General features: G+C 70.9%; 22 protein-coding genes. 8 read left to right on the top strand and 14 right to left on the bottom strand.

What is annotated here, in order from left to right; translation table 11 throughout:
* Window positions 1-171: 171 nt before the first annotated feature.
* The 6 genes from ACH4U8_RS14065 to ACH4U8_RS14040 all read right to left on the bottom strand — a co-directional run bounded on the left by ACH4U8_RS14065 (window position 172) and on the right by ACH4U8_RS14040 (window position 7,078).
* Window positions 172-630, bottom strand: coding sequence for a nuclear transport factor 2 family protein (locus tag ACH4U8_RS14065; RefSeq protein WP_360310089.1), 459 nt, complete (start codon window positions 628-630; stop codon window positions 172-174).
* A 147-nt stretch (window positions 631-777) separates the two neighbouring features.
* On the bottom strand, window positions 778-2,304 hold the full coding sequence (locus ACH4U8_RS14060) for an ABC transporter substrate-binding protein (RefSeq protein WP_395777923.1): 1,527 nt from the start codon (window positions 2,302-2,304) through the stop codon (window positions 778-780).
* 654 nt (window positions 2,305-2,958) lie between these two features.
* Entirely contained in the window at window positions 2,959-3,945 is a 987-nt protein-coding gene (locus ACH4U8_RS14055) for an acyl-CoA dehydrogenase family protein (RefSeq protein ID WP_395777921.1), read from the bottom strand.
* Window positions 3,942-5,105, bottom strand: coding sequence for an acyl-CoA dehydrogenase family protein (locus tag ACH4U8_RS14050; protein WP_395777919.1), 1,164 nt, complete (start codon window positions 5,103-5,105; stop codon window positions 3,942-3,944). The genes ACH4U8_RS14055 and ACH4U8_RS14050 overlap by 4 nt, the downstream gene beginning before the upstream one ends.
* A gap of 1 nt (window position 5,106) precedes the next feature.
* Window positions 5,107-5,895 carry an enoyl-CoA hydratase-related protein gene (locus ACH4U8_RS14045; protein WP_360310081.1) on the bottom strand — a complete coding sequence of 263 codons (789 nt, stop codon included), beginning with the start codon at window positions 5,893-5,895 and terminating at the stop codon, window positions 5,107-5,109.
* Window positions 5,896-5,968: 73 nt separating this feature from the next.
* On the bottom strand, window positions 5,969-7,078 hold the full coding sequence (locus ACH4U8_RS14040; RefSeq protein ID WP_360310079.1) for a zinc-binding dehydrogenase: 1,110 nt from the start codon (window positions 7,076-7,078) through the stop codon (window positions 5,969-5,971).
* A gap of 116 nt (window positions 7,079-7,194) precedes the next feature.
* On the opposite strand from ACH4U8_RS14040, the gene ACH4U8_RS14035 reads away from it, so the two are divergent.
* Complete coding sequence (locus tag ACH4U8_RS14035) at window positions 7,195-8,601, top strand: aldehyde dehydrogenase family protein (RefSeq protein ID WP_395777917.1); 1,407 nt, start codon at window positions 7,195-7,197, stop codon at window positions 8,599-8,601.
* A 52-nt stretch (window positions 8,602-8,653) separates the two neighbouring features.
* On the opposite strand, the gene ACH4U8_RS14030 is transcribed toward ACH4U8_RS14035, so the two are convergent.
* Window positions 8,654-9,400: an FCD domain-containing protein gene (locus ACH4U8_RS14030; RefSeq protein ID WP_360310075.1), complete on the bottom strand. Its 747-nt coding sequence runs from the start codon at window positions 9,398-9,400 to the stop codon at window positions 8,654-8,656.
* 530 nt (window positions 9,401-9,930) lie between these two features.
* On the opposite strand from ACH4U8_RS14030, the gene ACH4U8_RS14025 reads away from it, so the two are divergent.
* The 3 genes from ACH4U8_RS14025 (at window position 9,931) to ACH4U8_RS14015 (ending at window position 15,082) form a co-directional block, all read left to right on the top strand.
* A complete protein-coding gene (locus ACH4U8_RS14025; protein ID WP_360310073.1) occupies window positions 9,931-10,983 on the top strand; it encodes a hypothetical protein in 1,053 nt (350 codons plus the stop codon).
* A gap of 416 nt (window positions 10,984-11,399) precedes the next feature.
* Entirely contained in the window at window positions 11,400-13,340 is a 1,941-nt protein-coding gene (locus ACH4U8_RS14020) for a flavin-containing monooxygenase (RefSeq protein ID WP_395777915.1), read from the top strand.
* A 140-nt stretch (window positions 13,341-13,480) separates the two neighbouring features.
* Window positions 13,481-15,082: a fatty acyl-CoA synthetase gene (locus ACH4U8_RS14015; RefSeq protein WP_395777913.1), complete on the top strand. Its 1,602-nt coding sequence runs from the start codon at window positions 13,481-13,483 to the stop codon at window positions 15,080-15,082.
* A 92-nt stretch (window positions 15,083-15,174) separates the two neighbouring features.
* Here the strand turns inward: ACH4U8_RS14015 and ACH4U8_RS14010 are convergent, their stop codons facing one another.
* Together ACH4U8_RS14010 and ACH4U8_RS14005 are read right to left on the bottom strand one after the other, a co-directional pair.
* Window positions 15,175-15,744: a hypothetical protein gene (locus ACH4U8_RS14010; protein ID WP_360310067.1), complete on the bottom strand. Its 570-nt coding sequence runs from the start codon at window positions 15,742-15,744 to the stop codon at window positions 15,175-15,177.
* A gap of 204 nt (window positions 15,745-15,948) precedes the next feature.
* Complete coding sequence (locus ACH4U8_RS14005) at window positions 15,949-16,617, bottom strand: helix-turn-helix domain-containing protein (RefSeq protein ID WP_360310065.1); 669 nt, start codon at window positions 16,615-16,617, stop codon at window positions 15,949-15,951.
* Between the two features lie 239 nt (window positions 16,618-16,856).
* Here ACH4U8_RS14005 and ACH4U8_RS14000 point away from each other — a divergent pair, with 239 nt between their 5' ends.
* A complete protein-coding gene (locus ACH4U8_RS14000; protein WP_395777911.1) occupies window positions 16,857-18,956 on the top strand; it encodes a SpoIIE family protein phosphatase in 2,100 nt (699 codons plus the stop codon).
* A gap of 77 nt (window positions 18,957-19,033) precedes the next feature.
* Here the strand turns inward: ACH4U8_RS14000 and ACH4U8_RS13995 are convergent, their stop codons facing one another.
* Window positions 19,034-19,774: a TetR/AcrR family transcriptional regulator gene (locus tag ACH4U8_RS13995; protein ID WP_395777909.1), complete on the bottom strand. Its 741-nt coding sequence runs from the start codon at window positions 19,772-19,774 to the stop codon at window positions 19,034-19,036.
* A 459-nt stretch (window positions 19,775-20,233) separates the two neighbouring features.
* Between ACH4U8_RS13995 and ACH4U8_RS13990 the strand changes: the two genes are divergently transcribed.
* Window positions 20,234-20,737: a MarR family transcriptional regulator gene (locus tag ACH4U8_RS13990; protein WP_360310059.1), complete on the top strand. Its 504-nt coding sequence runs from the start codon at window positions 20,234-20,236 to the stop codon at window positions 20,735-20,737.
* Window positions 20,738-20,744: 7 nt separating this feature from the next.
* Here ACH4U8_RS13990 and ACH4U8_RS13985 read toward each other — a convergent pair whose 3' ends face one another.
* From ACH4U8_RS13985 to ACH4U8_RS13975, 3 genes are all read right to left on the bottom strand, one after another.
* Window positions 20,745-21,599 (bottom strand): SDR family NAD(P)-dependent oxidoreductase, encoded by an 855-nt coding sequence (locus tag ACH4U8_RS13985; RefSeq protein WP_395777907.1) that lies wholly within the window; start codon window positions 21,597-21,599, stop codon window positions 20,745-20,747.
* Window positions 21,596-22,039 (bottom strand): nuclear transport factor 2 family protein, encoded by a 444-nt coding sequence (locus ACH4U8_RS13980; protein ID WP_360310057.1) that lies wholly within the window; start codon window positions 22,037-22,039, stop codon window positions 21,596-21,598. The genes ACH4U8_RS13985 and ACH4U8_RS13980 overlap by 4 nt, the downstream gene beginning before the upstream one ends.
* A gap of 76 nt (window positions 22,040-22,115) precedes the next feature.
* On the bottom strand, window positions 22,116-23,381 hold the full coding sequence (locus ACH4U8_RS13975; protein ID WP_395777905.1) for a phosphotransferase family protein: 1,266 nt from the start codon (window positions 23,379-23,381) through the stop codon (window positions 22,116-22,118).
* A 275-nt stretch (window positions 23,382-23,656) separates the two neighbouring features.
* Here ACH4U8_RS13975 and ACH4U8_RS13970 point away from each other — a divergent pair, with 275 nt between their 5' ends.
* Window positions 23,657-24,766: a CapA family protein gene (locus tag ACH4U8_RS13970; protein ID WP_395777903.1), complete on the top strand. Its 1,110-nt coding sequence runs from the start codon at window positions 23,657-23,659 to the stop codon at window positions 24,764-24,766.
* A gap of 55 nt (window positions 24,767-24,821) precedes the next feature.
* On the opposite strand, the gene ACH4U8_RS13965 is transcribed toward ACH4U8_RS13970, so the two are convergent.
* Window positions 24,822-25,358 carry a hypothetical protein gene (locus ACH4U8_RS13965; RefSeq protein WP_360310051.1) on the bottom strand — a complete coding sequence of 179 codons (537 nt, stop codon included), beginning with the start codon at window positions 25,356-25,358 and terminating at the stop codon, window positions 24,822-24,824.
* 472 nt (window positions 25,359-25,830) lie between these two features.
* Here ACH4U8_RS13965 and ACH4U8_RS13960 point away from each other — a divergent pair, with 472 nt between their 5' ends.
* Window positions 25,831-26,766, top strand: coding sequence for a cytochrome P450 (locus tag ACH4U8_RS13960; RefSeq protein ID WP_395777901.1), 936 nt, complete (start codon window positions 25,831-25,833; stop codon window positions 26,764-26,766).
* Window position 26,767 lies beyond the last annotated feature (1 nt).

Here is a 26,767-nt window from a genome sequence, read left to right as displayed (position 1 = left end):
CACCTGCTTTGCCTTCGGAAGGGGCGGGAGTGGAGCCCGGGTTGCCGACGAGGCACGACGAGACGCCGCGCCCGTGGCCGGCCGAACCGCCGGCGCCGCCCCGGCGGCGGGACCCGACGGCGTATCACCGAAGCACGTCGTCCGTCGGTCCCGGGACGGGCTCCTACGAAGTCAGGAATCGACCGAACGCTCGGCGAAGGCAACGGAGTCGACCGTGTCGAGCACGACGTGTACGACGGCGAATCGGTAGGCATCGCCTTCTCGGCGAACCACGGCCCGCACGATGCCGCTCGCCACCGCCGAAGGCAGTTGTCCGACGATCTGTGTGACGTGGATGTACGAGGTGATCGAGACCTCCTGGTCCGTCTCGCCGTCGACGTGGATGTTGGTGCCGTTGTGGCGCAGCGGGTACGGGCTGGCGAGGCGGTGTTCCCGCTGCCAGGCCAACACCTTGTCGCGCCCGCGGTTGTCGGAGGCGATGAAGGCTTCATAGGGATGCTTGCCGGTGTCGGTACGGGAGGTGAACCACGTGTCCCGGGTGAACATCTGCGGCCAGATGTCGAAGTGTCCCTCGTCGTAGACGTACCACCAGCGATGCATGAGTTCGTGGACTGCGAGGCGGTCGTGCATGTTTGTCCTTCTCCTTGTCTCCGGGGGCGCGTTGGCGTGAAAACGTCGTGAAGACGTCGCCGCGGAGGGCGGGTTACGGCTTGCCGCCGGCGAGGCGCGGTGCGATCGGCCGCGGCGTGGACGACGGGACGAGCCCGCGCCGATTCCTCAGCCGGTCAGGGCGAGTTCACCGGGCAGATAGGTGCCGTCGTTGACCTGGACCACGCCCGTGACCTTCGCGTGCGCGATCACCGCGACGGTGGCCCGCGCATAGACCCAGTAGGGGAGTTCGCGTGAGAGGATCCGTTGGACCTCGGTGTACGCCTGCCGGCGCACCACCTCGTCCTGGCTGGTCCGCGCTCGGGTCAGGGCCGCGTCGATCTCGGGACTGCGCAGGCCGGCGTAGTTCTGGGGGCTCTGGGAGTGCACGAGGTTGTGGAGGTTGGGTTCGGGGTGCGCCCACCATTGTTGTGACAGGGTCGCCTGGAAGTCGCGTTGGATGCTGTACCGCGTGGCGTAGGCGGAGTAGTCCAGGCTCTCGATGCTCATCCGGACCCCGCGGAACTCGTTGAGTCGGCTTTGGAAGTATTCCGCGACCTGCATCGAGCTGCGGCTCTGGGGGACGAGATACCCGAAGGTCATCGGTTTGCCCTCGGCCGCGAGTTGGTCGAACAGGCGCTGTGCCTCCGCCTTGTCGGGTCGTGGCTGGTCCACGCCCGGGGAGACGAACGGGTTCCGGGACGGCGAGAGCCCGAGCGCCGGCACGTATCCGTTGCGCAGGGTCTTCGCCATGTCGGCCGGGTCGAGTGCGAGCGCGACGGCACGACGTGCTCGTGCATCGTCGAACGGGGGGCGAGTCGTGTTGAAGGTGACGAACTGCCCACCACCCGAGACTACTTCGTCGACATCGAGCTTCTCGGTCCGCGCCCGTTGGATGTTCGCGCCGTTGGACGAGTTCACCAGTTGCGCCTGGCCGGAGGCGATGTTGGTGAGTTGTTGGCTCTCCTCCGCGACCACGTCGAAGATGATGCGGTCCAGGTACGGGCGGGCGGGTCCGCCCCAGTACGTCGGGTTCTTGACCATCGTCATCCGGCTGCCGCGGACCCAGGTCTGGAGCTTGAACGGGCCGGCGCCGACGGGCTTGGCACCGAAACCCTTCGGGTCCGCGCGGTACGCGGTCGGTGAGACGATCCAGTTGAGTTCCTGGGCGATCACCCGGTCGAAGAAGGTGTTGGGTTCGGGCAGCTTCACCGTGAGGGTGAGCGGGTCGGCCACGGTCAGGGTCAATCCCGACGCCGCGAGCATGCGATAGGACCGAACGGCGGGATCCGCCTGGGTCTGCCAACTGAACTTCACCGCCTCCGCGTCGAAGGCGGAGCCGTCGGTGAAGGTGACCCCGGGACGAACCTTGACCGTCCACTCGGACGGATTGCCCGGCGTCATGGCGACGGACTCGGCCAACTGCGGTCGCAGGGCGCCGCTCTTGGCGTCGATGTACACGAGGCCGTCGTAGAGGGCGTCCAGGCGCGGCGAGTCGGCCAGGGCGGATTTGAGCGCCGTGAACGGGTCGAGGGTCGCCGCGTCCTGGAGGCTGTCCACGACGATGCTGCCGCCGGATCGTGGCGGGCCGTCGGCGGCCCGGTTCGCCTCGCCACTCGATCCGCAACCGGCGACGAGTGCGGCGGCGGCGGTCACGGCGGCCCACAACCTCGCGCGGTTGCGGGAGCCTGGGGCGGGAGTCCGGGGGGTGACTCCGGTGCGTCTCCTGAGCACGAGCTTCCTCTCGTCGGAAGAGAACACGGCGACTGTCGGGCCGTCGCGGGGTGTCGCATCGCCGGCAGCACGCGCGGCGGCGCATATTCGGACAACTGATCGGGGATCGGCCGCTTCGGACCGTCGACACCCGGGTTCGCGCCTTGAGTGTGGACCGAACAATTGCGATAGTCCAGTACACAAATCCCACGACGTCGCTCGGTGCATCGAATTTGCGTAGGCATTACTCTATGTGCGCTCGCCAAGGTGGCCCGACGAAACGCACGGATGGGGCGGCGGCCGTGGCGCCTCCCCGACCGGCGCTCCGGGCGACCGGCGAGCAACGTCCCGATCCACCGGAGGTCGCGCCCGTCGATGGACGACGCGGTCGGTGTCCGGCAGGTTCTCGCGTGCGGCGGCGGGGGCGGTGCGGTGTCGGATTGTGGCCGACGGACCGGGAGGCGCGACGAGGTGTGCCTCGATGGCGCGGCAGGCCCGAGCGCAGCGCGGCGGAGCAGGGGTGGTGCCTCGCGGGGTGGTCGGCGGCGGTGGGACCGACCAGTGGGTGGGGTGGCGTGCGGTGGCCGAGCGGGGTGTTCAGCCGGTGAGCCGTTCCCACAGGTCGAGTTCCCCGCCGTCGGTCGCGTGGGCGCCCAGGAGCCGGGCCCAGGATTCCTCGTCGCCGTACTCGTCGCGCCAGGCCCACAGCCGGGTGGTGAGGGGGTGCAGGCCGTACTCGCGGGTGACGCCCATCGCCCCGTGGAGTTGGTGGGCGAGCCTGGCGACGGTGTCGGCGGCCTCCGCGGCGACGACGCGGGCGACCGCCGCGGCGGCGAGCAGGGTTTCGGGGCCCGTGGTGCCGGCGTGCAGGTCCACCGCGCGGTCCACGGCGGCGTTCACCTGGAGCCCGGTGACCTTCATGGTCGCGAGAGAGCCGGCGACGGCGGGGATGTCGATGAGGGGGCGCCCGAACTGCCGGCGTTCCTTGACGTACGAGCGCGTCAGTTCGTATGCTCCCGCGCACGCTCCCGCCAGGGCCGCGGCGCGCAGCGTGGCGATCCGGGCTCGGATCACGTCCGCGTCCGGTGCCCCGGCGAGGTGGGCGAGGGGGATGTCACCCGGGTCGACGGCGTCGCGCGGTTCCCCGGCCAGGTTGGCCCCCTCCCCCACCACGACCCGCCGCCCGGCGAGGTCGACGTAGCGAACCACGTCGTCCGAGCCGACCACGACCAGGCCGGTCGCGCGGCGGCCCCAGGGCACGGCCGGGTACGGGCCGCCCACCCCGGGAACGCCGCCGAACACGACCGCCAGGGGCCCGCCCGCGGGCAACGGCCAGCCGGCGCAGGTCAACGCCCAGGCGGCCACGGCGTGTTCGGCGACCGGCACGGACGCCGCCCGGTGCGCGAAGCGGCGTACCACGGTGGCCAGGTCGGCGACGTCGCCGCCGGAACCGCCGTCGCCCTCGGGGACGCCGATGGTGTGCAGGCCCAGACCGACGACGGTGTCCCACAGCCGGTCGGGGTCACCGGGCCCGGCGGTGATGTCGTCGACGAGGTCGCGCAATTCGGCGTGGACGTCTTTCACGTGCGGGTCTCCTGTTTGGCGATCAGGGACAGCAGCACGTCGGCGGCGCCCCCTCGGATGGTGAAACCCGGCGAGGCGAGCAGCGCCTGGTCGAACGCGGCCCGCAGGGCCGGGTCCGGGATGCGCCGACACACGCGGCGCGCGAAGTCGACCACGTCGTTCTCGAAGGCGTTGCCGAGGTACTTGAGCGTGGCGGCCTCGACCGTCGGCGCCCGGCCCTCGTCCACCTGCCGGGCGACCCGCAGCGCGAGCCGACGCAACGTGGCCAGGCGCGCGGTCAGCCTCCCCAGGTCGACGCGCAGGTCACGCGCGTGCGGGGGGTCGCCCGCGAGGGCCTCCACGCACCCGGCCAGCAGGGGATACGTCGACAGGACACGTTCGGGGCCGCCGCGTTCGAACGCCAGTTGCTCCACGACCTGGCGCCAGCCCTCGCCGACGGTCCCGAGCAGGCGGTGGGCGGGTACGTGGACGTCGGTGAAGGTGATCTCGTTGAAGTGGTGCTCGCCCGCGAGGTCGACGATGGGGGTGACCTCGATGCCGGCGGTGTCCATGTCGACGACGAACTCGGTGAGGCCCTGATGCTTGCGTTCGGTACGCGCGGTGCGAGCGAGCAGGTAGATGTGGGTGGCGTGATGGGCGCCGGTGGTCCACGTCTTGCGGCCGTTGACCCGCCATCCGCCGGGCACCGCCTCCGCCGTGGTACGAACGGCGGCGAGGTCGGATCCGGCGTCGGGTTCGCTCATGCCCAGGCAGAAGACGGCCTCGGCGCGGGCGATCGGCGCCAGGATCTCGGCGCGCAGCTCCGGGCTGCCGTAACGCAGGACGGCGGGGCCGATCTGGCGTTCGCCGATCCAGTGGGCGGCCACCGGCGCGCCGGCGCGCAGGAGTTCCTCGGTGACGGCGAGCCGGGCGACCTGGCCGAGGCCGGCGCCGTACTCGGTGGGCCAAGCGAGGCCGAGCAGGCCGCGCCGGGCGAGTTCGCGGCTGAAGTCGGGGGCGAAGCCGCGCATCCAGTTGTCGCTGCGCGGGGTGTAGCGGCCCTGGACGCGCCATCGGGTGGTGAGGTCGCGGACCTGGCGGCGCAGGTCCGCGACGGCGGTGCCGGTCGCGGGGCCGCCGCCCGCCGCGGCGGTCGTCTCGCGTGCCCGTGTGGTGGTCATCTCACTTCCCCGTGTAGTCGCCGGGGCGGCGGGTGCGGAAGGCGTCCATCGCCTCGCGGGAGTCGGCCGTGGAGGTCATCACGGCCTGGTGGGAGGAGATCAGGTCGAGCGCGGTGCGCAGGTCCTGACGTTCGCCCGCGCGTACGGCGCGCTTGATCAGTTGCACGGCCAACGGCGGGCGGGCGGCGAGCTTGAGGGCGAACCGGCGTGCCTCGTCCCGGAGTCGGTCGTCGGGATGGACGGCGCTGACCAGGCCGAGGGCGAGCGCTTCCGGGGCTTCGACGAAGTCGGCGGTCCACAGCAGGCGCAGGGCGGTGGCGGTGCCGACGATGCGGGGCAGGTACCAGCAGCCGCCGTCGCCGGGGACGAGGCCGACGCGGACGTAGCCCTCACAGAAGCGGGCCGATTCGCCCGCTATCCGGATGTCGGCCATCAGCGCCATGTCCATGCCCGCGCCGACGGCCGCGCCGGCCACGACCGCGAGGTAGGGCTTGGTCAGTGCCTCCGCGGCGAAAGCCACCTGGTGGATGCGGGACATGAGCTGCTGCTCGGCCAGGGGGGTGCGCTCGCGCTCGGCGAAGGCGTCCAGGTCCACCCCCGAACAGAAGGTGCCGCCCGCGCCGGTGACGACGACCACCCGCACCTCGGGGTCGGCCTCGGCTCTGCGCAGGGCCTCGGCCCAGGCGTCCACCATCTCCAGGGTGAAAGCGTTCTTGTGGTGCGGGCGGTCGAGGGTGATGGTGGCGATGTGGTCGGCGAGGGAATAGTCGAGTCCGGTGGGGCTGCTCATCGAGTCCTCGGGTTCGGGATGGGTTCGCGGGTTCGGTTGCACCGGTTGCGGCGGTTGCGGCGGTGGGCGGCGGTCAGGGCACGATCGCGGCGCGCACGACGTCGCGGTGGTCGGCGGCCCGGAACGCTTCGTTGATGGCGTCCAGGGGGAAGACGGTGCTTTCGGTGAACCGCTTGGGCAGGCGGTCGTGCACGGTCTCGAGGAAGTGCAGGCTCTTGCCCAGTGCGGAGGGTTCGTACAGGGAGACGCCGATGACGCTCTTGTTGGTCATGGTCAGTCGGGACGGGTCGGCCTCGTAGGTACGCTTCGCGCTGATGTTGCCGACGCTGAGGTAGCGGCCGAAGCGGCCGAGCATGCGGATGCCCTCGTCGACGACGGCCGGTGACCCGACGAGTTCGACCACGACGTCGGCGCCGCCGTCGGTGAGTGCCTGGATCTTCTTGATCCGGGATCGCGCGTCGGTCTCGGCGGTGATGTCGACGGTGGCGTCGGCGCCCATTTCGCGGGCGAGTTCGAGGCGTTCGGCAACGGCGTCGAGGACGATCACGGTGCGGGCGCCGCGGGCCTTGGCCAGGGCGGTGGCGTACAGGCCCAGGCCGCCGGCGCCCTGGACGACGACGGTCTCGCCGAAGCCCAGTTGTGCGCGATCGAGACTGTACATCACCTGCGACAGTGCACAGTTGGCGCCGGAGACGACCTCGTCGGAGAGCGTGTCGGGCACCGTGTAGAGCAACGCGCCCGGCGGCAGGACGAAGTAGTCGCCGAACGCGCCGACGTAGTAGGGCGGTTCGGCGGCACTGGTGAGCATGGCCATGCGCAGCCGGGTGCAGCCGGCGCTGCGTCCGGAGACGCAGTACCGGCAGACGTGGCAACTGAAGAAGTACGGGAAGACGACGCGCGTCCCCGGTTCCAGGGGTTTGCCGTCGGTGTCGCGGCCGGTGCCCTCGCCGAGGGCGGCGACGCGTCCGACCATCTCGTGCCCCAGCACGGTGGGGAGTTTGCCGCCGAGGCCGCGGGTGTCGAAGTTGCCGTGCCAGGCGTGCAGGTCACTGCCGCAGACGTTGGCCCGGGTGACCCGGATCAGGATCTCGCCGGGGAGGATCCCGCGACCGGCGAGCGAGACCTCCCGGATCCCGAACGGCTGCTCCGGTGCGTCGAACCGGGCGATGCGTCCTTCGAACATTGGGTGATCCGCCTCTCGATGCCCGTGCTATCTATGTACATGGAATAGATCATTGACCCGAGAAATCGTCAAGGGCCACCGCCCGCCCGGACACCCCCACCATCGGGAGGACTCTCATGCCACCGACCATCTACCTCGACGGACGCTTCCGCGACTCCTCGTCCCCGGTCACCGTCCCCGTGATCGACCCGACGACCGAACAGGTCTACGACCACGTCCCGCGAGGCACCGCCCGGGACGCGGACGACGCCGTGCTGGCCGCCCGCCGCGCGGCAGACACCTGGGCGGCGACCCCACAGTCCGAGCGCATCGCCCTCGTGCGCACGCTCCGGGACACGCTCACCGCCCGCGCCGACGAGCTGACCTCGGCCGCGGTGCGCGATGTCGGTACCCCGGTACGCATGGCCGGTCCGCTGCAGACGATGTTGCCGATCGGCGCCGTGACCGACTTCCTGGCCGCGGCGGAGGGCATCGAGGAACCCCATGGGGTCGCGAACTCGCTGGTGCACCGCCGGCCCGTCGGCGTGGTCGTGGCCATCACCCCCTGGAACTATCCACTGCTCCAGATCGTGGCCAAGGTCGTGCCCGCGCTGCTGAGCGGCTCACCGGTCGTCCTCAAGCCGAGCGAGGTCGCCCCGCTGGTCCCGCACCTGCTCGCCGAGGCGGTGGACGCGGCCGGTTTCCCGCCCGGGGTGTTCAATCTGGTGTCCGGCCTCGGCCTCGAAATCGGCGACGCGCTGGTACGTCACCCCGAGGTGGACATGGTCTCCTTCACCGGCTCCACGGCGGCCGGCCGGGCCGTGCACGCCGCGGCCGGGCTCAAGCGCGTACAGCTCGAACTGGGCGGCAAGTCCGCCTCATTGGTACTGCCCGGCGCCGACGCGGTCGCGGCCGCGCGGGCCACCGTGAACAGTTGCCTCCTCAACTCCGGCCAGACCTGCCTCGCACTGACCCGCCTGGTGGTGCACCGTTCGCTCTACCGCGAGGCGGTGGAGGCGGCCACCGCCACCGCCGCCCGCTTCACCCTCGGTGATCCCGCCGACCCGGCCACCAAGCAGGGGCCACTGATCTCGGCCGCCCAGCGCGACCGCGTCCGCGGATTCATCGAGCGCGCCGGCGCCGACGGCGCCCGACTCACCGTCGGCGGCGCGCACGCGCCGGACGGCCTCGAACGCGGGTTCTTCGTGCGCCCGACCGTGTTCGCCGACGTCGCGCCGGAGTCGGAACTCGGGCAGGAGGAGGTCTTCGGACCCGTCCTGGCCATCACCCCCTACGACGACGTCGACGAAGGCATCCGGATCGCCGACGGCACCCGATACGGCCTCTCCGGCGCGGTGTGGGGCCCGGACCGGGAGAGCGCCGCCGCCGTGGCGCTTCGGCTGCGCACCGGGCAGGTCGACGTCAACGGCGGGCGCTTTCACACCGCCGCCCCCTTCGGCGGCGTGAAGTGCTCCGGACGCGGCCGCGAGTTCGGCCGCGCGGGGCTGGAGGAGTACTACGAACTGCAGTCGCTGCAACTGTGACGGTGGCCGGCCCCGGCACGTCGGGCGCGGCCGGGGCCCGGGTCGCGAGACCTCAATACGTCCACTCGACCGGGCGGCCCATCAGGTCCGGGTATCGGCGACGCCAATACCGCTCGGCCTCTTCGAGGTGTTCGCGCATCGCCGCTTCCGCGGCGTCCGGATCGCCCGTCCGCAGGGCCGCCACAATGACCTCGTGGGCCGTCGCCACGGCGGCCTGTTTGCGGGCCGAATAGGTCACGCCCACCCGCACGCCGTCCGCCAGCGCCTTGAGCGAACTGGCGAACACGTCCAGCACGACACTGCGCGCCGCCTCCGCGACCACGGCGTGGAATCGCTGGTTCTGGACGGCGAACACCTGTTGGTCGCCGGGGTTCTCCCGCAGCAGGCGTACCGTCTCGTCGAGTTCGACCACCTGCTCCGCGGTGATCCGCTCCGCCGCCCGCCGGGCGAGCATCGGCTCCAACGCGCGACGGGCGTCCGCGACGTCGCCGAAGGAGGCACCCTCGATCTGGAGCAGGAGACTGAGCGACTCGCCCAGGCTGTCCTTGCGCGGGTGTCGTACGACCGGCCCCCCTCCCGGGCCGCTCTTGAGCACGATCAGACCGCGGGTCTCCAGAAGTCGCAGCGCCTCGCGCACGGTCGGGCGGCCGGCCTCGTAGCGCAGCATCATCTCCTGCTCGTTGGGCAGGCGGTCGCCCTCACGGAGGGCGCCGGTGAGAATCGGCCGCGCCAGGACCTGCGCCAGCCGTTGCGACGCCTTGGGACCACGCCACGACCTGTCCTCGATGTTCGTGCTCATACCTGCCCGTTCCCCGGCGAACACCGGCAGCACATCCGACTCGACCTATTCCTGTACAGGAAAGACTACCGGGCGGCGTTCCACGCCTCCCGGGCCGATCTCGAACGATCCGGGGTGGCGGGTCGCGCCGACGGATGGCAGGATTTCGCGTATCAGCAACGCAAAATTGATATCCTGGCCACCGACGGCTTCACCCGGATGACCTCGGTCACACGGTCGAGCCCGTTGACCTCGCCTTCCCGTCGTCCTACTGTGCCGGGAACCACCGCCCCCGACGGGCTGCTCCCGGCGTCTCGACCGCCCCGGAATCACCGAACGAACCCGTCGACCCGAACCGCGGGTCGAGGTCCCGCCCGCGTCGACGATCCTCCCGATCCGGGAGCGATCCCCCGCGGCCGGCCCCGTGCGCCGAGCCCGGCGATTCGCCACACCCGACGAGGAGTCGGCGTGACGCGGGGCGGAATTTGTGTACGGATCAAGTATTCGCAGGCGGCCACCGAGCGTCGGCCGCCCGGAAAGGACAACACACGATGAGCCGGACACTGACACAGCTCAACGACATCCTGCGCCCCGTGGCCCCGCCCAGGGTCGTGGAGGGTGTGTACACCGACGACCAGCACCGCCGGATCCTCGACGTCCTCAAGCAGCACGGCCCGTGGCGGACGATCATCGCCCAGACCTTCGACTCGATCGAGGAACTGGTCGCCACCTCCAGCGGCCCGGACAACGACCAGGTCCTCGACCTCACGCTCGACGACGTCGCCGGCGCCCACTTCCGCGGGTTCTTCGCCCAGAACTCCACGGTGCTGTACCCGGAGTTGGCGGACTGCTTCTACAACTCCCGTTTCCTGGACCTGGCGAAGGCGTACTGGGGCGGCGAGTACGCCCGCCCCACGATGATGCTGTTCAACTTCTGCGGCCCGCACCACAGCGGACTCACCTCGCACCTGGACGCGGTCACCTTCCGCGGCATCCGCTACGAGAACTCCCCCACGTGGCTGATGAACGTCATGGGCCGCTCCGGCCTGTTCACCGACCACCTGGTGAAGATGGCCCAGGTCATCACGTGGTGGTACCTCGGCGAGAACGGCACCTTCACCTACTGGCCCGACGGGCCGCACGGCGAGCCCAAGCGCCTGGACCACCCCCTGTGGAACAAGGGCGTGGTCGTGCAGAACGAGTCGATGTTCCACCGCGGCGACCCGGTGGGCCGCCCCGAGGAGCGCGACACACCCGGCCTGAAGAACCGCTCGCTCCTGGGCTGGGACGCCTCCCGCGAGGACTGGGCGATCACCACCGACGGCGAGGCGATCCGCCGCTACCGGCCCGAGGAGATGCGCCTGCTCGTGCACTGGAACGCCGAGGTCTACGCGGACCACGACGAACTGAAGAAGAACATGGACCACACCGACGACCTCACCCACGACCTCGTCTTCGAACGCCTCCTGGCCGACCTGCGGGCCCGGGGAGTCGAGGTCGCCGAACCCTCGGACCCCATGAACGACAAGGACTTCATCCGCGCCCTCATCGCCACCTACGCGATCGCCCCCACGACCGACTGGGCCACACCGGGCGTGGTCTGACGCGTCCCGCGGAACGCGCGCCCGTCCCGCCCCCTTCCGCAAGGGGCGAACGGGCGCGCGGTGCCGATTCGAGGGGGCGCCTGTCCGTTCCACCTCCGCAGCCACCCGCAACGGCATCCGCTGCGGGTGTTTCGTGGACCCGTTGCGCCGAAGCGCGACGGCCGGGGTCCGACCACCATGCGGCGGCGTTTCGGCGATTCCGCCGGGTGGACCGGTTGATTTCGAGAGGTCGGTACACAAATTCGTGACCTCGCACGGTCCGATGTTCGGCGGTGGCTCTGGACAGTTGTCGCCCGGGTGGGCATTCTTTTCTCGCTGGACAGAGTGTCTATTGACCATCCTCATTGGTCAGCCGGCGGGAGGTGTCCCGGGCACGGCCGACCACGATCGAGGCAGAACGTTCCCGGAGGCCCCTCATGCCCACGCCCATGCGCACCGTCGAAGCCGCGTATCCGCGCCCTCGCGCCGCGGCCCTGCCCCTGCCGCCGACCGATCGGGCCGAGATCCGGCGGCAGTTGGCACAGGCCGACCCGCGCATCGTCTTGATGGCGTTGATCCAGCTCACCCGCGACGCGGCGCTCCTGGAGGAACTCGCCCCGGCCGTCGCGCCGACGACGGAAGCGGCCGACCGGGCGGACCTTGCCGGCCGTGCCCGCGACCTGCTCGCCGAGGCGCTGACCCGTCCCGCCCCGCCGGAGGCCGATCGGCCGCTGCCCGACGAGCTGTTCCAACGCATGGCCTCCGTCTGTGTCGGCGAGCCGGTCGACGTCGAGTTCCTGCCGCTGCTGCGCGAGCAGGGCGGTTTCAGCGCTCGCGAGGCCGTCCCCGCCGAGGTCCGCGCCAGTCCGCCGGACGGCTTTCACGCGGTGATCATCGGCGCGGGGCTCAGCGGCATGTGCGCGGCCATCAAGCTCGCCGAGGCCGGTTACAGCTACCACGTCTACGACCGCAACGCGGACGTCGGCGGAACGTGGCTGGCCAACCGCTATCCGGGGATCGGGGTGGACACCCCCAGCCACTTCTACTCCTTCTCCTTCGAGATCAACCCCGACTGGCCGGAGTACTACTCGAACGGCCAGGTGGTCTGGGACTACCTGCGCACCTGCGCCGACGCCCACGGCCTGCGCGAGAACACCACCTTCGGCACCGAGGTCACCGGCGCCCACTATGACGAGAGCACCCGCCGTTGGACCGTCACCAGCCGCGGACCGGACGGCGTCGAACACACGGAGCAGGCCGACGCCGTCATCAGCGCCATCGGGTTCTTCCAGGCCCCGATGCGTCCCGGCTTCCCCGGCCTGGAGAAGTTCGCCGGTCCGGTGATCCACACCGCCGCCTGGGACCCCGACGTCGACCTCACCGGCAAGCGGGTCGCCCTGATCGGCACCGGTGCCAGCGCCATGCAACTCGGTCCCGCCGTCGTGGACCGAGTCGGTGAACTGACCGTCTTCCAGCGTCAGCCCTCGTGGATCATGCCGCGCCGCGCCGACGGTCTCGTCGTCCCCGACGGCGCCCGCTGGGCCATGCGGCACGTGCCGTTCTACGCCGAGTGGTTCCGCACCCTCACCTACTGGATCACCGCCGACGGCAACTACCCCCGCGTGGTCGTGGACCCCGAGTGGACCATGACCGAATCGGTGTCCCAGGCCAACGAGGACGCCCGCCAGTGGCTCCTCGCCTACGCCCGCGAGGAACTCGACGGCCGGCCCGACCTCCTCGCCAAGGCCGTCCCGGCCTACCCCCCGTTCGGCAAGCGGATTCTGCGCGACTGCGACTGGTACCGCATGCTGCGTCGCGACCACGTGCGCCTGGAGACCTCGGCGATCACCCACGCCACCGCCGAGGGCCTGGCCACCGCCGACGGCGAGGTGGTCGCGGTCGACGTCGTCGTCCTGGCCACCGGGTACCACCTCCTGCCCATGCTCGACGGCATCGACATCACCGGCCGCGACCGCGTCGCCCTGCGCGACGTCTGGGGCGAGGAGGACCCCCGAGCCCTGCGCGGGGTCACCGTGCCCGGGTTCCCGAACTTCTTCGTCATCGGCGGCCCCAACTCCGGCCCGAACCACGGCGCCGGCGTCAACATCATCAGCGAGGCGCAGGTCAACTACATCCTCGGTTGCCTGGGCCTCATGCACGCCCGCGGCGCCACCGCGATCGAACCCACCGAACAGGCCCACGACGCCTACAACGAGACCGTCGACCGGGCCCTGGACGGTCTCGTCTGGAGCCACTCCTCCGTCCGCGGCTACTACCGCAACAGTTCCGGCCGCGTGGTCGTCTCCAACCCCTGGCGCCTGGTCGACTACTGGTGGATGACCCGCGCGCCACAGGAGAACGAATACCTCCTCACCTGACCGGGCCGACCGGACCGAGCCCCTCCCGCCCCTTCCCGGGGCGAACGCGGTCCGCTCCCCCACCGTCACCTCGCGGCGGCGAACCGCGAGGTGACGACGCGGCCGCCGCAACCACCCGAATCCTCGACCGGAGCACTGTCATGACCATCGAGCGCCCTCTGCCCGCCGACGTGACGCGGGCGCGCCGCCACGGCATCGCCGATCTGCTCGCGCGCAGCGCCGCCCGCGACCCGGACAAGACCGCTGTGGTCGCGGGGGCGTTGCGCCAGACGTATGCCGAACTCGACGCCCAGGTGCGCCGCACGGCCGGTGCACTCGCCCGCCGAGGCATCACCAAGGGCGACCGGGTGGTAGTCCTGTCCCGCAACAGCCACGGCTTCGTCGTGGCCTACTTCGCCCTCGCCCGCGTGGGCGCCGTCTCGGTACCGGTGAACTTCATGCTCACCGCCGCAGAGGTCGCCTACGTGCTCGAACACTCGGGGGCGGTCGGCATGATCGCCGGCGACGACGTGCTGAACACCGCGCGCGAGGCGCTGCAACTCGCCACGCCCATCGCACCGTTGCGGGTGGTGATCGGCGACACGGACCACCACGGCTGGGTCCGGCTGGACAGCCTCGGCAAGGAACGGGGCGACGCGTTCGAGGCGCGGATCGACGACGACGATCCCGTGCAGATCATGTACACCTCGGGAACCGAGTCACGGCCCAAGGGTGCCGTCATGACCACTCGCAACCTGACGGCGCAGTACACGAGCGCGATCGTGGACGGCGGCATGTCCCGCGACGACGTCGAGATCCACGCGTTGCCGCTCTACCACTGTGCGCAGTTGCACTGCTTCCTCACGCCGAACGTCCACCTCGGTGCCACCTCGATCGTCCTGCCGGGACCGGAGCCCGGCCGGGTGCTGGAGACGATCGAGCGCGAGCGCGCCACCAAGTTCTTCGCCCCGCCCACGGTATGGATATCCCTGCTGCGCCACCCCGACTTCGCCCGCCGCGACCTTTCCTCCCTGCGCAAGGGCTACTACGGGGCGGCCGCCATGCCGGTCGAGGTGCTGGCCGAACTCGGGCGTCGGCTGCCGGAGTTGGGGCTGTACAACTTCTACGGCCAGACCGAGATGTCCCCGGTGGCGACCGTACTGGGCCCGGCCGACCAACGACGCAGAGCCGGTTCCGCGGGGCGCCCCGGACTCAACGTGGAGACCCGCGTCGTCGACGAGGACGACAACCCCGTGCCGGCCGGTCGGGTGGGCGAGATCGTCCACCGCGGCCCGCACACCATGTACGGCTACTGGAACGACCCCGAGCGCACCGCCCAGGCCTTTCGCGGCGGCTGGTTCCACAGCGGCGACCTGGGCCGCTTCGACGAGGACGGCTACCTGTACGTCGTCGACCGCAAGAAGGACATGGTCAACACCGGCGGCGAGAACGTCTCCAGCCGCGAGGTCGAGGAAGTCCTGCACATGCATCCCGACGTGGTCGAGGCCGCCGTCTTCGGCGTGCCGCACCCGTACTGGGTGGAGGCGGTGACTGCGGCCGTCGTCCTGCGTCCGGGCGCCACCGTCACCGGCGAGGAGCTGATCGAACACTGCGCGTCGACTCTGGCCGGGTTCAAGGTTCCGAAAACCGTCGTGCCGACCCGGTCGTTGCCCAAGAACCCGAGCGGCAAGGTCCTCAAGCGAGACCTTCGGGAGCGATACGCCGATCCGACCCCTCCGGGCGCCGGCCGCCATACGCGTTGACGCCTTCGATCACCTGCGCGACCTTGCCTGCGAGGTCGCGCCCGGTCGATGCCTTCGAGTGGCGGTGGCCACGATCGAAGCGGTCGCGGGGGTCAGGTGGTCGAGGGCAGGTGCCATTGCAGTTCGATGTGTTGCCCGAGGCCGACCAGGCCGCATGCCACGACGTCGGTGCGGACGAACGCCTGGACCATCGTGTCGGTCGCGGCGCCGGGATCACCGGGGCGGAATACCGCCACCACCTCGACCCGGCCCGCGAGTTCGCCGCCCTCGCGACCGGCCGCCTCGATGTGCGCCAAGGCCGCGTCCAGTGCCTGCTCGGACGGCAGCCGCAACCCGAAGTGGTACGTGTACTGGGGATGCGCCCGCATGTGCGTGCTCCAGGCCGACCGTGCTCGGGCGAGCGGCCCGTCGGCGGCCTCGGCGTCCAGTTGTTGTTCGAAGGCCCACTGCTGGGGGGTCACCTCGGACGCGTACAGGACGTTGCTCCGGTAGTCGGTCACCCCGGGTTCGACGAAGGCGCTGAAGAAGTGACCTCCCCGGTCCAGGACACGACACCCCAGCAGTTCGAGCAGCCGCCGGGCCTGCGCGCGCTCGCCGGGACGGTGCAGCAGTTCCACGTGGGTGATTCGCCGCGATACGGGATCGTCCTCGGGTGCGGGCATGCCGAAACTCCTCGTTCGCTGGGGGCCTTGGCTCGGTCGAGAGCCGGTGCAGCCCCGTTCACATGATGGTTATCATAGCCATGATGACGTCGTAAAATGCCGATCCCGTTTCGTCTTTTGGTTTTGCGTACAGGCTACACATAACTTGCCGGGCATGCGGCGTCGGGAGCCCGGGGCGGGACGTCGGCCGGCGACCGGCGTGGGTCACCCGCGTGCGGTCGCCCGATCGACGTCTGCGCGGGGATCGTTGTCGGCCTCCAGGGTGTTGCGCCAGACGGTGGTCAGCGTGTCCAGGATGGCCGAGCGTTCACGACTCCAGCGGCCCGCCATCCACGAGGGCATGAACGTCTCCAACTGCGTGATCAGCAGGTAGGCGCGCCGCTTGGCCTCCGGCTTGGAGAAGTGTGCCCAGCGCTCGGGCGGCCGGGTGAGCAGGGCGACGAACTCCTTGACGTGATCCTGGTGTTGGTTGCGCAATGCGTGCGGCAATTGCTCGGCGAAGATCCGCAGCGCCTGCCGGTTCTCCTCGCCCCGCGTGACGTACGCGCTCAACCACGCCCGGATGCTCGCGTGCGACCAGTCGGGCAGTTCGCCGAACGCGGCGAACATCGCGGCCGTGTCCGCCCAGATACGGTCGGCCAGCTCGGCGACGATGTCGCCCTTCCCGGTGAAGTGCAGGTAGAACGTGGCCCGGGCGGCTCCCGCCTCGGCGACGATGTCGTCGACGGTCGTGGCCTCGTAGCCCTTCGCCTCGAACAGACCGGCTGCGGCCTCGATCAGTCGTTGCCGGGTATATCGCTTCTGCTGGGCACGAAGGTCCGGGGCCGAGGAGCGGCCTGCGGAATCGGCGGAACGGCGCGTGGGGGCGGGCATGTCGTCAGCGTACCGATCCGATGCAGACGTCCGACATCGATCCGTCCACTCACCGGTCGTGCCGTCCGCGACCGCCTCGGGGCGGGCGGCCCCGGGCCATGCCGTTCCGAGCCCCTCGGCCCGCCGCCCCGAGCGCGTATCCGCCGCGCGGCGGATCGGCTGCACCTGCTCGTTCGGGCCACGGAGGGAGATACTGGAGAGCACCCGCCGGTTTCCGGGGTACTGAAAGCGGTCCGAGCATGTACGAACAGCACCGGCTCGTCGCGGGGCTCGGGCTGCCCCCCGAGTGGGCGGAGCAGCTGACCGCCTCCTTGTTCATCCAGGACTCGATCGGGCTGGTGGTCCTGGACGCCGATCTGCGGGTGATCGCCGCGAACGCCGGCGCGGCACTCTTTCGCCACGCTCCGGTCCGGGTCGGCACCCACGCGGACACCCTGCTGGCCGCCCTCGGTGTCGACGATGCCGGGGCGCAGCTCCGGCACGCGCTGACGGCCGATGCCCCGGTCGTCGGCCGACAACCGCTCGCCGCCCATACGCCGAGCGACGGCACGCGGTATCTGCGGATCGCGATCTTTCGCATCCCCCCGCGCGACGCTCCTCCGCGCGGGCTTCTGATGACTCTCTACGACGTGACCGACCAGGTGCGCGCCGAGTCACGAGCGGCCATCGTGCACGAAGCGGCAGCGACCATCGGCGCGTCCTTGGACGTCACGGAGACCGCGCAGCAACTGGTCGACCTGCTCGTGCCACGCTGGGCGGACCTGGCCGCCGTGGACCTGGCCCGGGCCGTCCTGAACGGCGACGAGCCCGTGCGGGATCCGGCGACCGGCTACACGCCCGCGGTCCGGGCTGCGGTCGCACGGGGCGGCGCGGAGTGGCCGGCCGATCTTGTGCAGGTCGGCCAGGAACCCCCGGTCCCGCCGGGCAGGCCGGAGGCCCTGACCCTCGAACGCGGGGCAACGTTGCTGACCCCGCAGCTGGTCGTCGGATCGCGGCAGGATCCCGACCTGCTCCGCCGAATCGTGCCTGCGGGCGGTCACAGCATCCTGGCGGTACCGCTGTTCGCCCGCGGCCACATGCTCGGCGCGGTGCAGTTGTGGCGCACCGAGCGCCCGGATGCCTTCGACGAGGACGACGCCCGACTTTTGGAGGAGGTCGCCTCGCGCGCCGCCCTGAGCGTGGACAACGCGCGCCGATACACCCGTGAACGCCGCGTCGCGCTGGCCCTTCAACACAGCCTCCTGGCCGGGGCGAGCACCGGTGCGCCGGCCGCCGAGACGTTCGGCGCATACCTGCCGACCGCGTCCGCGGCGGGCGTCGGCGGCGACTGGTACGACGCGATCCCGCTGTCCTCCCTACGGCTGGCCCTCGTCGTCGGCGACGTGGTGGGCCACGGCCTCGCGGCGAGCGGCACGATGGGACGCCTGCGCACCGCCGTACAGGCCCTCGCCGATTTGGATCTGCCGCCGGACGAGCTGCTGACCCATGTCGACGACCTGATCCTGCGCCTCCCCGGCGACCCGGGAGGCTCGGCGGCGATCGCGGGGGCGACCTGCCTGTACGCGGAGTACGATCCGGTCTCCGGCCATTGCCGGATGGCCTCCGCCGGGCACCTGCCACCCGTTGTCGTCGGCCCCGACGGACACGCGCGGTACGTCGAACTGGAGCCCGGGCCGCCGCTCGGCGTCGGCGGCATGCCGTTCGAGCTCACCGACATCGCCCTGGAGCCGGGAAGCGTCCTGGTGCTGTACAGCGACGGCCTGGTCACCGGCCCCGACCACGACCTCGACGGCGGCATGCGCAGGCTGCTCGACCGGATCGAGCAAGTCGACGCCGTGCACCGGGACTTGGACCAGGTCGCCCGCGACCTGCTCGACGCACCGGCACACGAGCCACGCGAGGACGACGCCACCCTGCTGCTGGCCCGCGTGAGCCCGCTGACCGACCAGGACAGCACCGTATGGGAGTTGCCCGACGACCTCGCCTGTGTCGGGCAGGCCCGCGACCTGGCGGTGCGACAACTCGCCACATGGGGACTGGACGAACTCGCCTTCACCACCGAACTGGTCGTCAGCGAACTGGTCACCAACGCCCTGCGCTACGGCGGCGACGGCGCCGTCTCCCTGCGGCTGATCCGCGGCAACGTCCTCGTCTGTGAAGTCTCCGACGGCAGCAACACCCAACCCCGCCTCCGCCGGGCCCGCAACACCGACGAAGGTGGCCGCGGGTTGTTCCTGGTCGCCCAACTCACCCAGCGCTGGGGCAGCCGATACCGGCAATCCGGCAAGACGATCTGGGCCGAGCAGGCCCTCCCCCAGACGCCGGGACTCGCGGGCTGAGCACGACGCTCCCACCATGGACCCGCCGAGCGCCGGCGCATTCGATGCCGCGAACCCACGACGAACCGCCCGATGGGCTACGCCGACGAAGCACTGCTGAATATCGGGTTCGTCGGCGCCGTACGGACGCGCTTCGGCGTGGGGCTCGTCCCGGAGGTGTCTTCGGCGAGGGACTCGACCGCCGCGATGGTGATGTCGATGACAACGTCATAGAGGCGATCGAAGGCACCGGGCAGCGCGTCGACCACCGGACCCACCTCGGCCTGCTCCACCGCATCCGCCTCGCCGAGCGCCTCCCGCAGGACGGCGGACATCTCGGCCGCGGGGACGCGCGAGGCGGCCAGGGTCGCCTGGCCCATGATGGTCGTGCCGATGAGAGCGATGGCCATGGCCAGATCCTCGTCGCCCAGTCGCAACGGCCGCAGCATCTCGGTCAGCAGTGCGAAGGACGGCAGCCAGCTCGGTTGGCGGGTGGAGGCGATGTACGGCAGCAACTGTGGATAGGGCCGCAGGTGTTCCATGCTCAGCAACATCCAGCCGCGCAACCGCTCCTGCCAGGTCGCGCCCGTCGGCTTGTCGAACCGCATGTCGGACGCCACCCGGTCGGCCACCGCGTGGAGCAGGTCGTCCTGGTCGGGGAAGTACCGGTACAGCGCCATCGGCGCCGAGTCGGCGGCTTCCGCGACCCGCTTGACCGTCAGCGGCATGCCCGGATCCTCGTACACCAGTGCCACGGCGGCATCGACGATCTTCTCGCGGGACAGTCGCGGCGGACGGCCACGACCGCGCGAGGACGCGGCCTTCGACGGCTGAGTCATCGATGTCCTTTCACCGCGCTTTCACCGGGGCCGAACAGGCGATCCACAGGCTGCGCGCGGCCCGGATCCGTGCGTCGGACGCGCCCGCACGCACTGGCCACCACCAATCAGCCTACGGCGGTCTCCCAGCTCCAGTCGATGCCGTTCTCCAGTGCCGGCAGGGCCATGCCCTCGACCTTGGCCGTCATCCGGCGCGTGTAGTCGGCGTCCCGGGCCTTGAGCGGGGCGAGGGAGAAGCCGCAGTTGCCGCCGATGTCCTCGTCGTCAGGGTGTCGGTGCCGTCGGCTTCGCCGATCCTCGGTTGCCGGTGTGTCATTCGGTCCTCCGGAAAACGGGTCGGGCGGGCTTCGGTGGTCGCGTGCGGCGGCACGGGCGCTCCGCCGATCAAGTTGCGTTCATGGCGCAACCACATCGCTACGATGGTCGCGGCCGTAGGAGACCGCACGGAACAGGGCACGGATGATCGACGACGGGAACACCGCTCCGGGGCCCGAGACGCCACCGGACATCGGCGAGGCGACCTGGCTGGCCGCGCTCGTTCCGCCGCTGCGTGACCTGGTGCGGGCGGCCCGGGACGAACGTCTGCTGGAACGGGTCGGCCGGGAGGCACGGGTCGACGTGCCCACCCACCTGGTGCTGGCGCTGACCCGGATCGGGGACTTCCAGCCGATCCGTCTCAGCGACCTGGCGGACCAGATGGGAATGGGTCGCACGACGCTCAGCCGACAGGTGACCGACCTGGTCGCCGCCGGCCTGGTCGAACGCACACCCGACCCTCGGGACGCACGCGCGGCCACCTTGGAACTCACCGCCTCGGGAGCGTCCACGCTGCGCGACATCTGGCAGGCGTGGGCACGGCTGTTGGGCGAGGCGGCCGCGCCCTGGAGCCCCGCCGACCGAGATGTGCTCCCGCTGTTGCTGGAACGGCTGGCCCAGGCGCTGTCCGCCATGGCGGACGGTTGATCCGGCGTCAGAGCATGAACGTTCCGTTCGCACGGCGCGTCCAGCCGGACGCGGCCGGCGACCCGCCGTCGACGTGCAGCGTCGTCCCGGTGATGAACCGGGACATGTCGCTCGCGAGGAAGACGATCGCCGCCGCGCAGTCGTCGGTCGTCCCGAATCCGAGCGGCACCTTCGCCGCGTACGCCTCGTAGTCCTCGCCGCCGTCGTGCGGCACGGTCGCGCCGAGGCCGGCGTCACCGGGCGTGGGAATCGCGTCCGGGGCAACGCAGTTCACCCGGATTCGGCGTTGCGACAGTTCCAGGGCCAGGGATCGGGTGAGCTGTTCCACCGCCGCCTTCATCGCCGCGTAGACGGCGAAGCCGGGGGCGGCCCGGAACGCCTCCACGGTGGTGCCGTTGACGATGGAGCCGCCGTCGTTCATCAGCGGCACGCCGTGGCGCACGACGTGCGTGGCGGAGGTGAAGTTCTCGTCGACCAGCGCCCCCTGGCCCTTGGCCGTGACGTCCTGGAACGGCGCCCAGAACCCGCCGCCGGCGTTGTTGACCAGGGTGTCCGGGGGGCCGAGCGCGTCCCGGCTGTCGGTGAGGAAGTGTTCGACGCCGGCGCCGTCCCGCACGTCCGTTTCACGAACCAGCACCCGCCGTCCGGCCGCCCGCACCTCGTCGGCGGTCCGCTCCATTCCCGCGACGTCACGGTCGCGGATCGCCACGTCCGCCCCGAACCGCGCGAGCGCGACCGCGGTCGCGGCGCCGATGCCGCGGGCGGCTCCGGTGACGACGGCGACGCGCCCGTCGAGCCCGGCCGACGACGGCCCCAGGGGCGGTGCGTTCTCCCGCGGAATCCCCGCCGCGGCGGTGCTCACGCGTCGGCCTTGCGCTCGCCGATGACGGAGTCGACGGTGATCCAGTCCGGCGGCATGACCGGCGGGGTCTTCCAGAAGATGTCGAGCCTGCTGATCAGGCCGTCGTCGTCGAGTTCGAGGTGGTTCGCGAAGCGCATCGCGAGAGGTTCCTCGCCCGGCGCGTAGGTGATGATCTCGACGGCCTCGTTGAACGCGTGGCGGCCGTCCTCGCTCAGGAACGTGAAACGGGAGCGCAGTTCGTGCGTCTGCGTGCGGCCGATCACCCCGGACACGAACGCCGTGTAGGCGTCCTTCCCGCGGCAGGTGTCCTCCTCGTTGTCGCGCATGCCCACGCGCACGAAGTCGTCGGCGAGCGTGGAGGCCACGAGGTCCCAGTCGTGGGTGTCGACGCCCTTCCAGAAGTCGGCGACGGTGCGGGCGCGCTTCTCGCGGTCGTTCATGATGGCGAATTCCTCCGAGGAAAGGGGGCGGGGACGGGCAGGGAACGAGCGGGATCGTGCCGCTTGGGCGACCGCGTCACCACGGCTGGAGAGGGTGGTGTGTGGCCATTGCCGAGCCGGCGGGGCCGAGTGTCTGGTGGGCGCGCCACAGGCGGCGGTGGAAGAGTCGGACGAGGGCGTGGTCGGACCTGCCGTCGTCGGCGAGAACGAACGCCTCCAGGGCGGCGTCTCCCTCCTGCCAGGTCCCGGGGCGGTGCCCCAGGACGGCGGCGAGGTCGTCGAGGTTCGCCTCGTCGCACTCGCGTCCGATCTCGTCGACACGCCGGATGTGTCGGGCCAGGCGGAACAGGCGGCGCTGTTCGTAGTCGCCGGAGCGCAGCGACTCGACCAGGTGGCGGCCGGGCACCGCGGCCGGCGACACCTGCGGCTCGGGCAGGGCGACCGGCTCCAGTGCGATTCCGAGGTGGTCCGCCAATGCCTCGACCGCGAACAGATTGGTCTCGTGGCACCACTGCAGGTTGGTCATGTAGTCCGAGCCGGGCGGCGGGTCGGCGAGCGCGTGGTGGAAGGCGAGTTGGTTCGACAGGGTGAACGCGAAATGGTGGTGCTGGAGCGCCTCCAGGTCCACCGCAGTCCCCGAGCGCTCCTCGTACCTCGCGTACAGTCGGCGGAAGTCGCCGTAGCCGATCACGGTGTCGCGCATGCGCATGGCCGCGAGATCCATCAACGGGTCGCCGAGATGGGCCAGTTCGAGGTCGAGTACCGCCGTGACCCGCTGCCCGTCCTGGTGGAACTGGCCGGAGTCCCAGACGATGACCGAGTCCCGGCCGCGGGTGTCCAGCGGATGACGCCTCAGCCAGGCCAGGCAGTACTCCAGGAAGGGATCGGGCCGCTTCTTCGACGAGCGGTACCAGCGCTCGTAGGCATCCATGCCGTCGCGCCGCACACCGGCCGCCTCGAACGGCCGCACGTCGAGCGCGTGCAGGTCCGCGAGGATGTCGATGTAGTCGTCCATCACCGCGTCACGCTGTTGCGGGGTGCACTCGGCGAAATCGGACCGACCCGGCACCCGGTCCATCACGTACGCCCGGGGTTGGTCGATCCACCCGTGCACCGCGGCGACGCGCACGCCTCGGTCGTGGAGCAGTCGCTGGACGAGCATCTCGTGCTCCAGCGGAAAGATGCCCGGGTAGTCGGTACGGTCGCCACGCACGCACAGGGCGCGCGACTCGGCGCCGCTGTCGACGTCGGCGAACCACACGGGCCGCCACCTGGCCTGGCGCTCCAGCCTCGTGACGCGGCCCATGTGCTTTTCCAGCCACGCGCGAATCGAATCTTCCACGGCGTCTCTCCCTGTCTGCGCCCGGGGCGACCGGCGAGCCCGGCTCGGCGGTCGCCCCAGGGAAACATAGGTGCGCCACTGAATCAACTATCAATGTCGGGCACGGTTGCGGCCGATCGACCGATGGAGCAGTTCCCCGCCGTCGTCTCGGGCAGCCGGTGCGACGCCGTATTCGGCGATGGACCCGGGGCGGCTTGCGCGGTGATGGTCCCAGGACGGCTTGCGCGGCGGTGGTGGTCCCGGGACGGCTTGCCCGGTGGTGGAACCCTGGAAGCATGAGGAATCGCCACGTGACGCTGTGTCTGTGCGGAGACGTGATGCTGGGCCGCGGCATCGACGGGATTCTTCCCCACCCGGGGGATCCGTCGCTGCGCGAGGGCTTCGTCCGTGACGCGGGCGAGTACGTGCGATTGGCAGAGGAGGCCAACGGGTCGATTCCGCGACCGGTGGGATTCCGTTGGCCCTGGGGCGATGCGCTGGACGTCCTCGATGCCGAGGCGCCCGACGTCCGGGTCGTGAACCTGGAGACCGGCATCACCACCTGCGACGACTTCGAGCCGTTCAAGGCCGTGCACTACCGGATGCACCCCGACAACATCCCGTGCCTGGAGGCGGTCCGGCCGGACGTGTGCGTCCTGGCGAACAACCACGTCCTCGACTTCGGCCGCACGGGTCTGGCGGACACCCTCGACGCGCTGCACGGGGCCGGGCTGCGCACCGCCGGCGCGGGAAGCGACCTGGAGGAGGCCCGGCGTGCCGCGGTGGTGCCCGTCGGGGAGGACGGGCGGGTGGTGCTCTTCGCCCAGGGCATGCCGTCCAGCGGGGTGCCGCCCGGTTGGGCCGCGACCGCGAACCGCTCCGGCGTCGACTTCACGCACGAGGGATCGGAGCGGGACGTCGCGGAACTCCTCGAACGGGTGGGGCGGGTGAAACGCCCGGGCGACGTCGTGGTCACGTCCCTGCACTGGGGCTCGAATTGGGGCCACGACATCGAGCCCGCGCAGACCCGATACGCGCGCCGGCTGATCGACGGCGGCGTCGACGTCGTGCACGGCCACTCCTCGCACCACCCGCGAGCGATCCACGTGTACCGGAACAAGCTGATCCTGTACGGCTGCGGCGACTGCGTCGACGACTATGAGGGCATCCGCGGCTACGAGTCCTACCGCGACGACCTGCGGCTCCTGTACTTCGCCACCGTGGCAAGCGACACGGGAGAGCTGGTCGGCCTGCGCATGGCGCCGCTGCGTGCCGTCAAGATGCGTCTGCGGCGGGCCGCGCGCGTCGACGTCGAGTGGCTCGCGGCAACACTGACCCGGGCCGGCCACCCGTTCGGGACCGAGGTGCGAGCGGAGCCCGACGACCGGCTCACGCTCCACCGCTGACCTGGGCCGGGGCCCGCGCGTACCCTCGGCACCGCGACTCTCGGACGCCGCACGGTCAGTAGCCGCCGCCGCTGCTGTTGGTGCTCTTCGGGGAGGTGGTCACCTTGTTTCCGTCCGGGCCCAGGACGTACCACTTGGCGCCGAACTGATCGAGCCCCTGGCCGTTGGTGTCGCCGGGTTGCCGGTCACCTTGGTAGAGGTACAGAGGGTGGCCGTTGTAGGTGACCTCCCGACCGCCGTCGCCCCGCGTCGTGATGCCGAGCAGGTCGGCCTTGGCGTCCCCGCCCGCGGTTGGTTGTCCGGGTGCGAGCAGTGGCGGCCACGCGACGGCGCAGTCGCCGGAACAGGTCGACGTACCCGAGGTGTCGGCTTCGAACAGGTAGAGGGTTCGGCCGGTGGAGTCGACCAGGATCTTGCCCAGTGAACCCGATCGGGTGGTGACCGTGGCCGCACCCGCGGACGCCGTGCCTGTACCCGGAGCGGAGGACTTCGAAGACGACGACCCTCCACCGCTGTCGGAACAACCGCTCGACAACGTGGCGAGCAACGCGGCGGCGACCACCGCCGAGAGCCTGCGGACGACGATCCCCATCGGCTGCTCCATTCTTGTATCAACGCTGCGGTCCACCGGGGCGGCGCCCACCATTGGGCAACGATCAGCCGAGGCCGGCGCCGCTCCGGGAGGACGCCGGTCGGTCGGCGAGCCTCCCCGCAGGCGTCGTCGGCGCACGGCACACGGTCACGAGTGACGACTGTCGGTCACTATACGGTGAATATGCGTCACCCTGTGTATTGCATGGACTTGTGTCGGCACCGTTGGCCACCCGGGAGTCGCACGGTCCCCCGCCTCGGCGTGCGGAGTACGCCTGCGATCACCGTGGTGAAGGGCGGACGGGAGGAGCCTCCCGCGGATGCGGATGCGGGCGCCGACGGGGACGGGCCTCGAGCGCGGCTGCGCTCGGTGCGGTAGGAAATGAGAACGTGTTCTGGAAATTTACGGGGGTAGGGATGGAACTCGACGACGCCACACTGCACTTCCCGTTCGCCGGCGGATCCGGCGGATCGTGCAGGGCGCCTTCACACCGCGCCGAATCCGTACGTGGGAGCCGCGGGTTCGGGCGGTCGCCGAGCGGCTCCTCGACGACTTCGTTGCCGACCCGGGGCGGACCGGCGACCTGTACGAGGGATTCGCGCTCCCGCTGCCCATCCGGATCATCTCCGAACTGCTCGGCATTCCGGACGACGACGCGGCCGACTTCCGGCGCTGGACCGAGATGGGGCTGTCGCTCACCCGCTGGACGCGCGACGAGATGCTCGCGGCGCAACGCGAGTACGTCGACTACGTGGGCACGTTGATCGCGGCACGGCGAAGCGCCGGCGGGGCCGACGGCACGGGCGACGACGGGGATGCGGGCGACCTCCTGGACGCCCTGGTCAGCGCCCGCGACCAGGACGACCGGCTGAGCGAGCACGAACTCGTACAACTCGTCCGGGCTTTGATCTCCGCCGGCCACGAGACCACCGCCACCGTGTTCACCCGCGGCCTCTACATGCTGCTCACCCACCCCGAACAACTCGCCCTGCTGCGTGCCGAGCCCGAGCGCCTGGACGCCGCCGTCGAGGAGATCCTGCGGTACGTGCCGCCCGGCTCCGGGGGTACCCCGCGCATCGCCACCGCCGAGATCGAGCTCGGCGGCGTCCGGGTCAAGCCGCACGAGGGGGCCATCGCGCCGTTCGGCGCCGCCAACCACGACCCGGCCCGGTTCGTCGACCCGGACACCTTCGACATCACCCGCGTCGACCCGCCCAGCCACATCGCGTTCGGCCACGGGCCGCACCACTGCCTGGGCGTGCACCTTGCCCGGCTCGAACTGCGGGTCGCGTTCGAGGCCGTGCTGCGTCGTCTGCCGGACCTCGACCTGGCCGTTCCGGTCGAGGAGTTGGTGTGGTCGGAGGGCCTGCGGGTGCTCAAGCTGCAGGCCCTCCCGGTGCGCTGGTGAC

The sequence above is a fragment of the Embleya sp. NPDC020886 genome, from assembly GCF_044333915.1.
Classification (GTDB): Bacteria; Actinomycetota; Actinomycetes; order Streptomycetales; family Streptomycetaceae; genus Embleya.
This window is presented reverse-complemented; position numbering and strand designations above follow the sequence as displayed.

Bases quoted from the DNA above. Each gene is read 5' to 3' on its own strand.
- ACH4U8_RS14035 (WP_395777917.1), top strand. From the start codon at position 7,195: ATGCCACCGACCATCTACCTCGACGGACGCTTCCGCGACTCCTCGTCC.
- ACH4U8_RS14010 (WP_360310067.1), bottom strand. From the start codon at position 15,744: ATGCCCGCACCCGAGGACGATCCCGTATCGCGGCGAATCACCCACGTG.
- ACH4U8_RS14045 (WP_360310081.1), bottom strand. From the start codon at position 5,895: ATGAGCAGCCCCACCGGACTCGACTATTCCCTCGCCGACCACATCGCC.
- ACH4U8_RS13965 (WP_360310051.1), bottom strand. From the start codon at position 25,358: ATGGGGATCGTCGTCCGCAGGCTCTCGGCGGTGGTCGCCGCCGCGTTG.
- ACH4U8_RS14000 (WP_395777911.1), top strand. From the start codon at position 16,857: ATGTACGAACAGCACCGGCTCGTCGCGGGGCTCGGGCTGCCCCCCGAG.
- ACH4U8_RS14005 (WP_360310065.1), bottom strand. From the start codon at position 16,617: ATGCCCGCCCCCACGCGCCGTTCCGCCGATTCCGCAGGCCGCTCCTCG.
- ACH4U8_RS14040 (WP_360310079.1), bottom strand. From the start codon at position 7,078: ATGTTCGAAGGACGCATCGCCCGGTTCGACGCACCGGAGCAGCCGTTC.
- ACH4U8_RS14065 (WP_360310089.1), bottom strand. From the start codon at position 630: ATGCACGACCGCCTCGCAGTCCACGAACTCATGCATCGCTGGTGGTAC.
- ACH4U8_RS13970 (WP_395777903.1), top strand. From the start codon at position 23,657: ATGAGGAATCGCCACGTGACGCTGTGTCTGTGCGGAGACGTGATGCTG.
- ACH4U8_RS14050 (WP_395777919.1), bottom strand. From the start codon at position 5,105: ATGACCACCACACGGGCACGCGAGACGACCGCCGCGGCGGGCGGCGGC.
- ACH4U8_RS13980 (WP_360310057.1), bottom strand. From the start codon at position 22,039: ATGAACGACCGCGAGAAGCGCGCCCGCACCGTCGCCGACTTCTGGAAG.
- ACH4U8_RS13990 (WP_360310059.1), top strand. From the start codon at position 20,234: ATGATCGACGACGGGAACACCGCTCCGGGGCCCGAGACGCCACCGGAC.
- ACH4U8_RS14020 (WP_395777915.1), top strand. From the start codon at position 11,400: ATGCCCACGCCCATGCGCACCGTCGAAGCCGCGTATCCGCGCCCTCGC.
- ACH4U8_RS14030 (WP_360310075.1), bottom strand. From the start codon at position 9,400: ATGAGCACGAACATCGAGGACAGGTCGTGGCGTGGTCCCAAGGCGTCG.
- ACH4U8_RS14025 (WP_360310073.1), top strand. From the start codon at position 9,931: ATGAGCCGGACACTGACACAGCTCAACGACATCCTGCGCCCCGTGGCC.
- ACH4U8_RS14015 (WP_395777913.1), top strand. From the start codon at position 13,481: ATGACCATCGAGCGCCCTCTGCCCGCCGACGTGACGCGGGCGCGCCGC.
- ACH4U8_RS13995 (WP_395777909.1), bottom strand. From the start codon at position 19,774: ATGACTCAGCCGTCGAAGGCCGCGTCCTCGCGCGGTCGTGGCCGTCCG.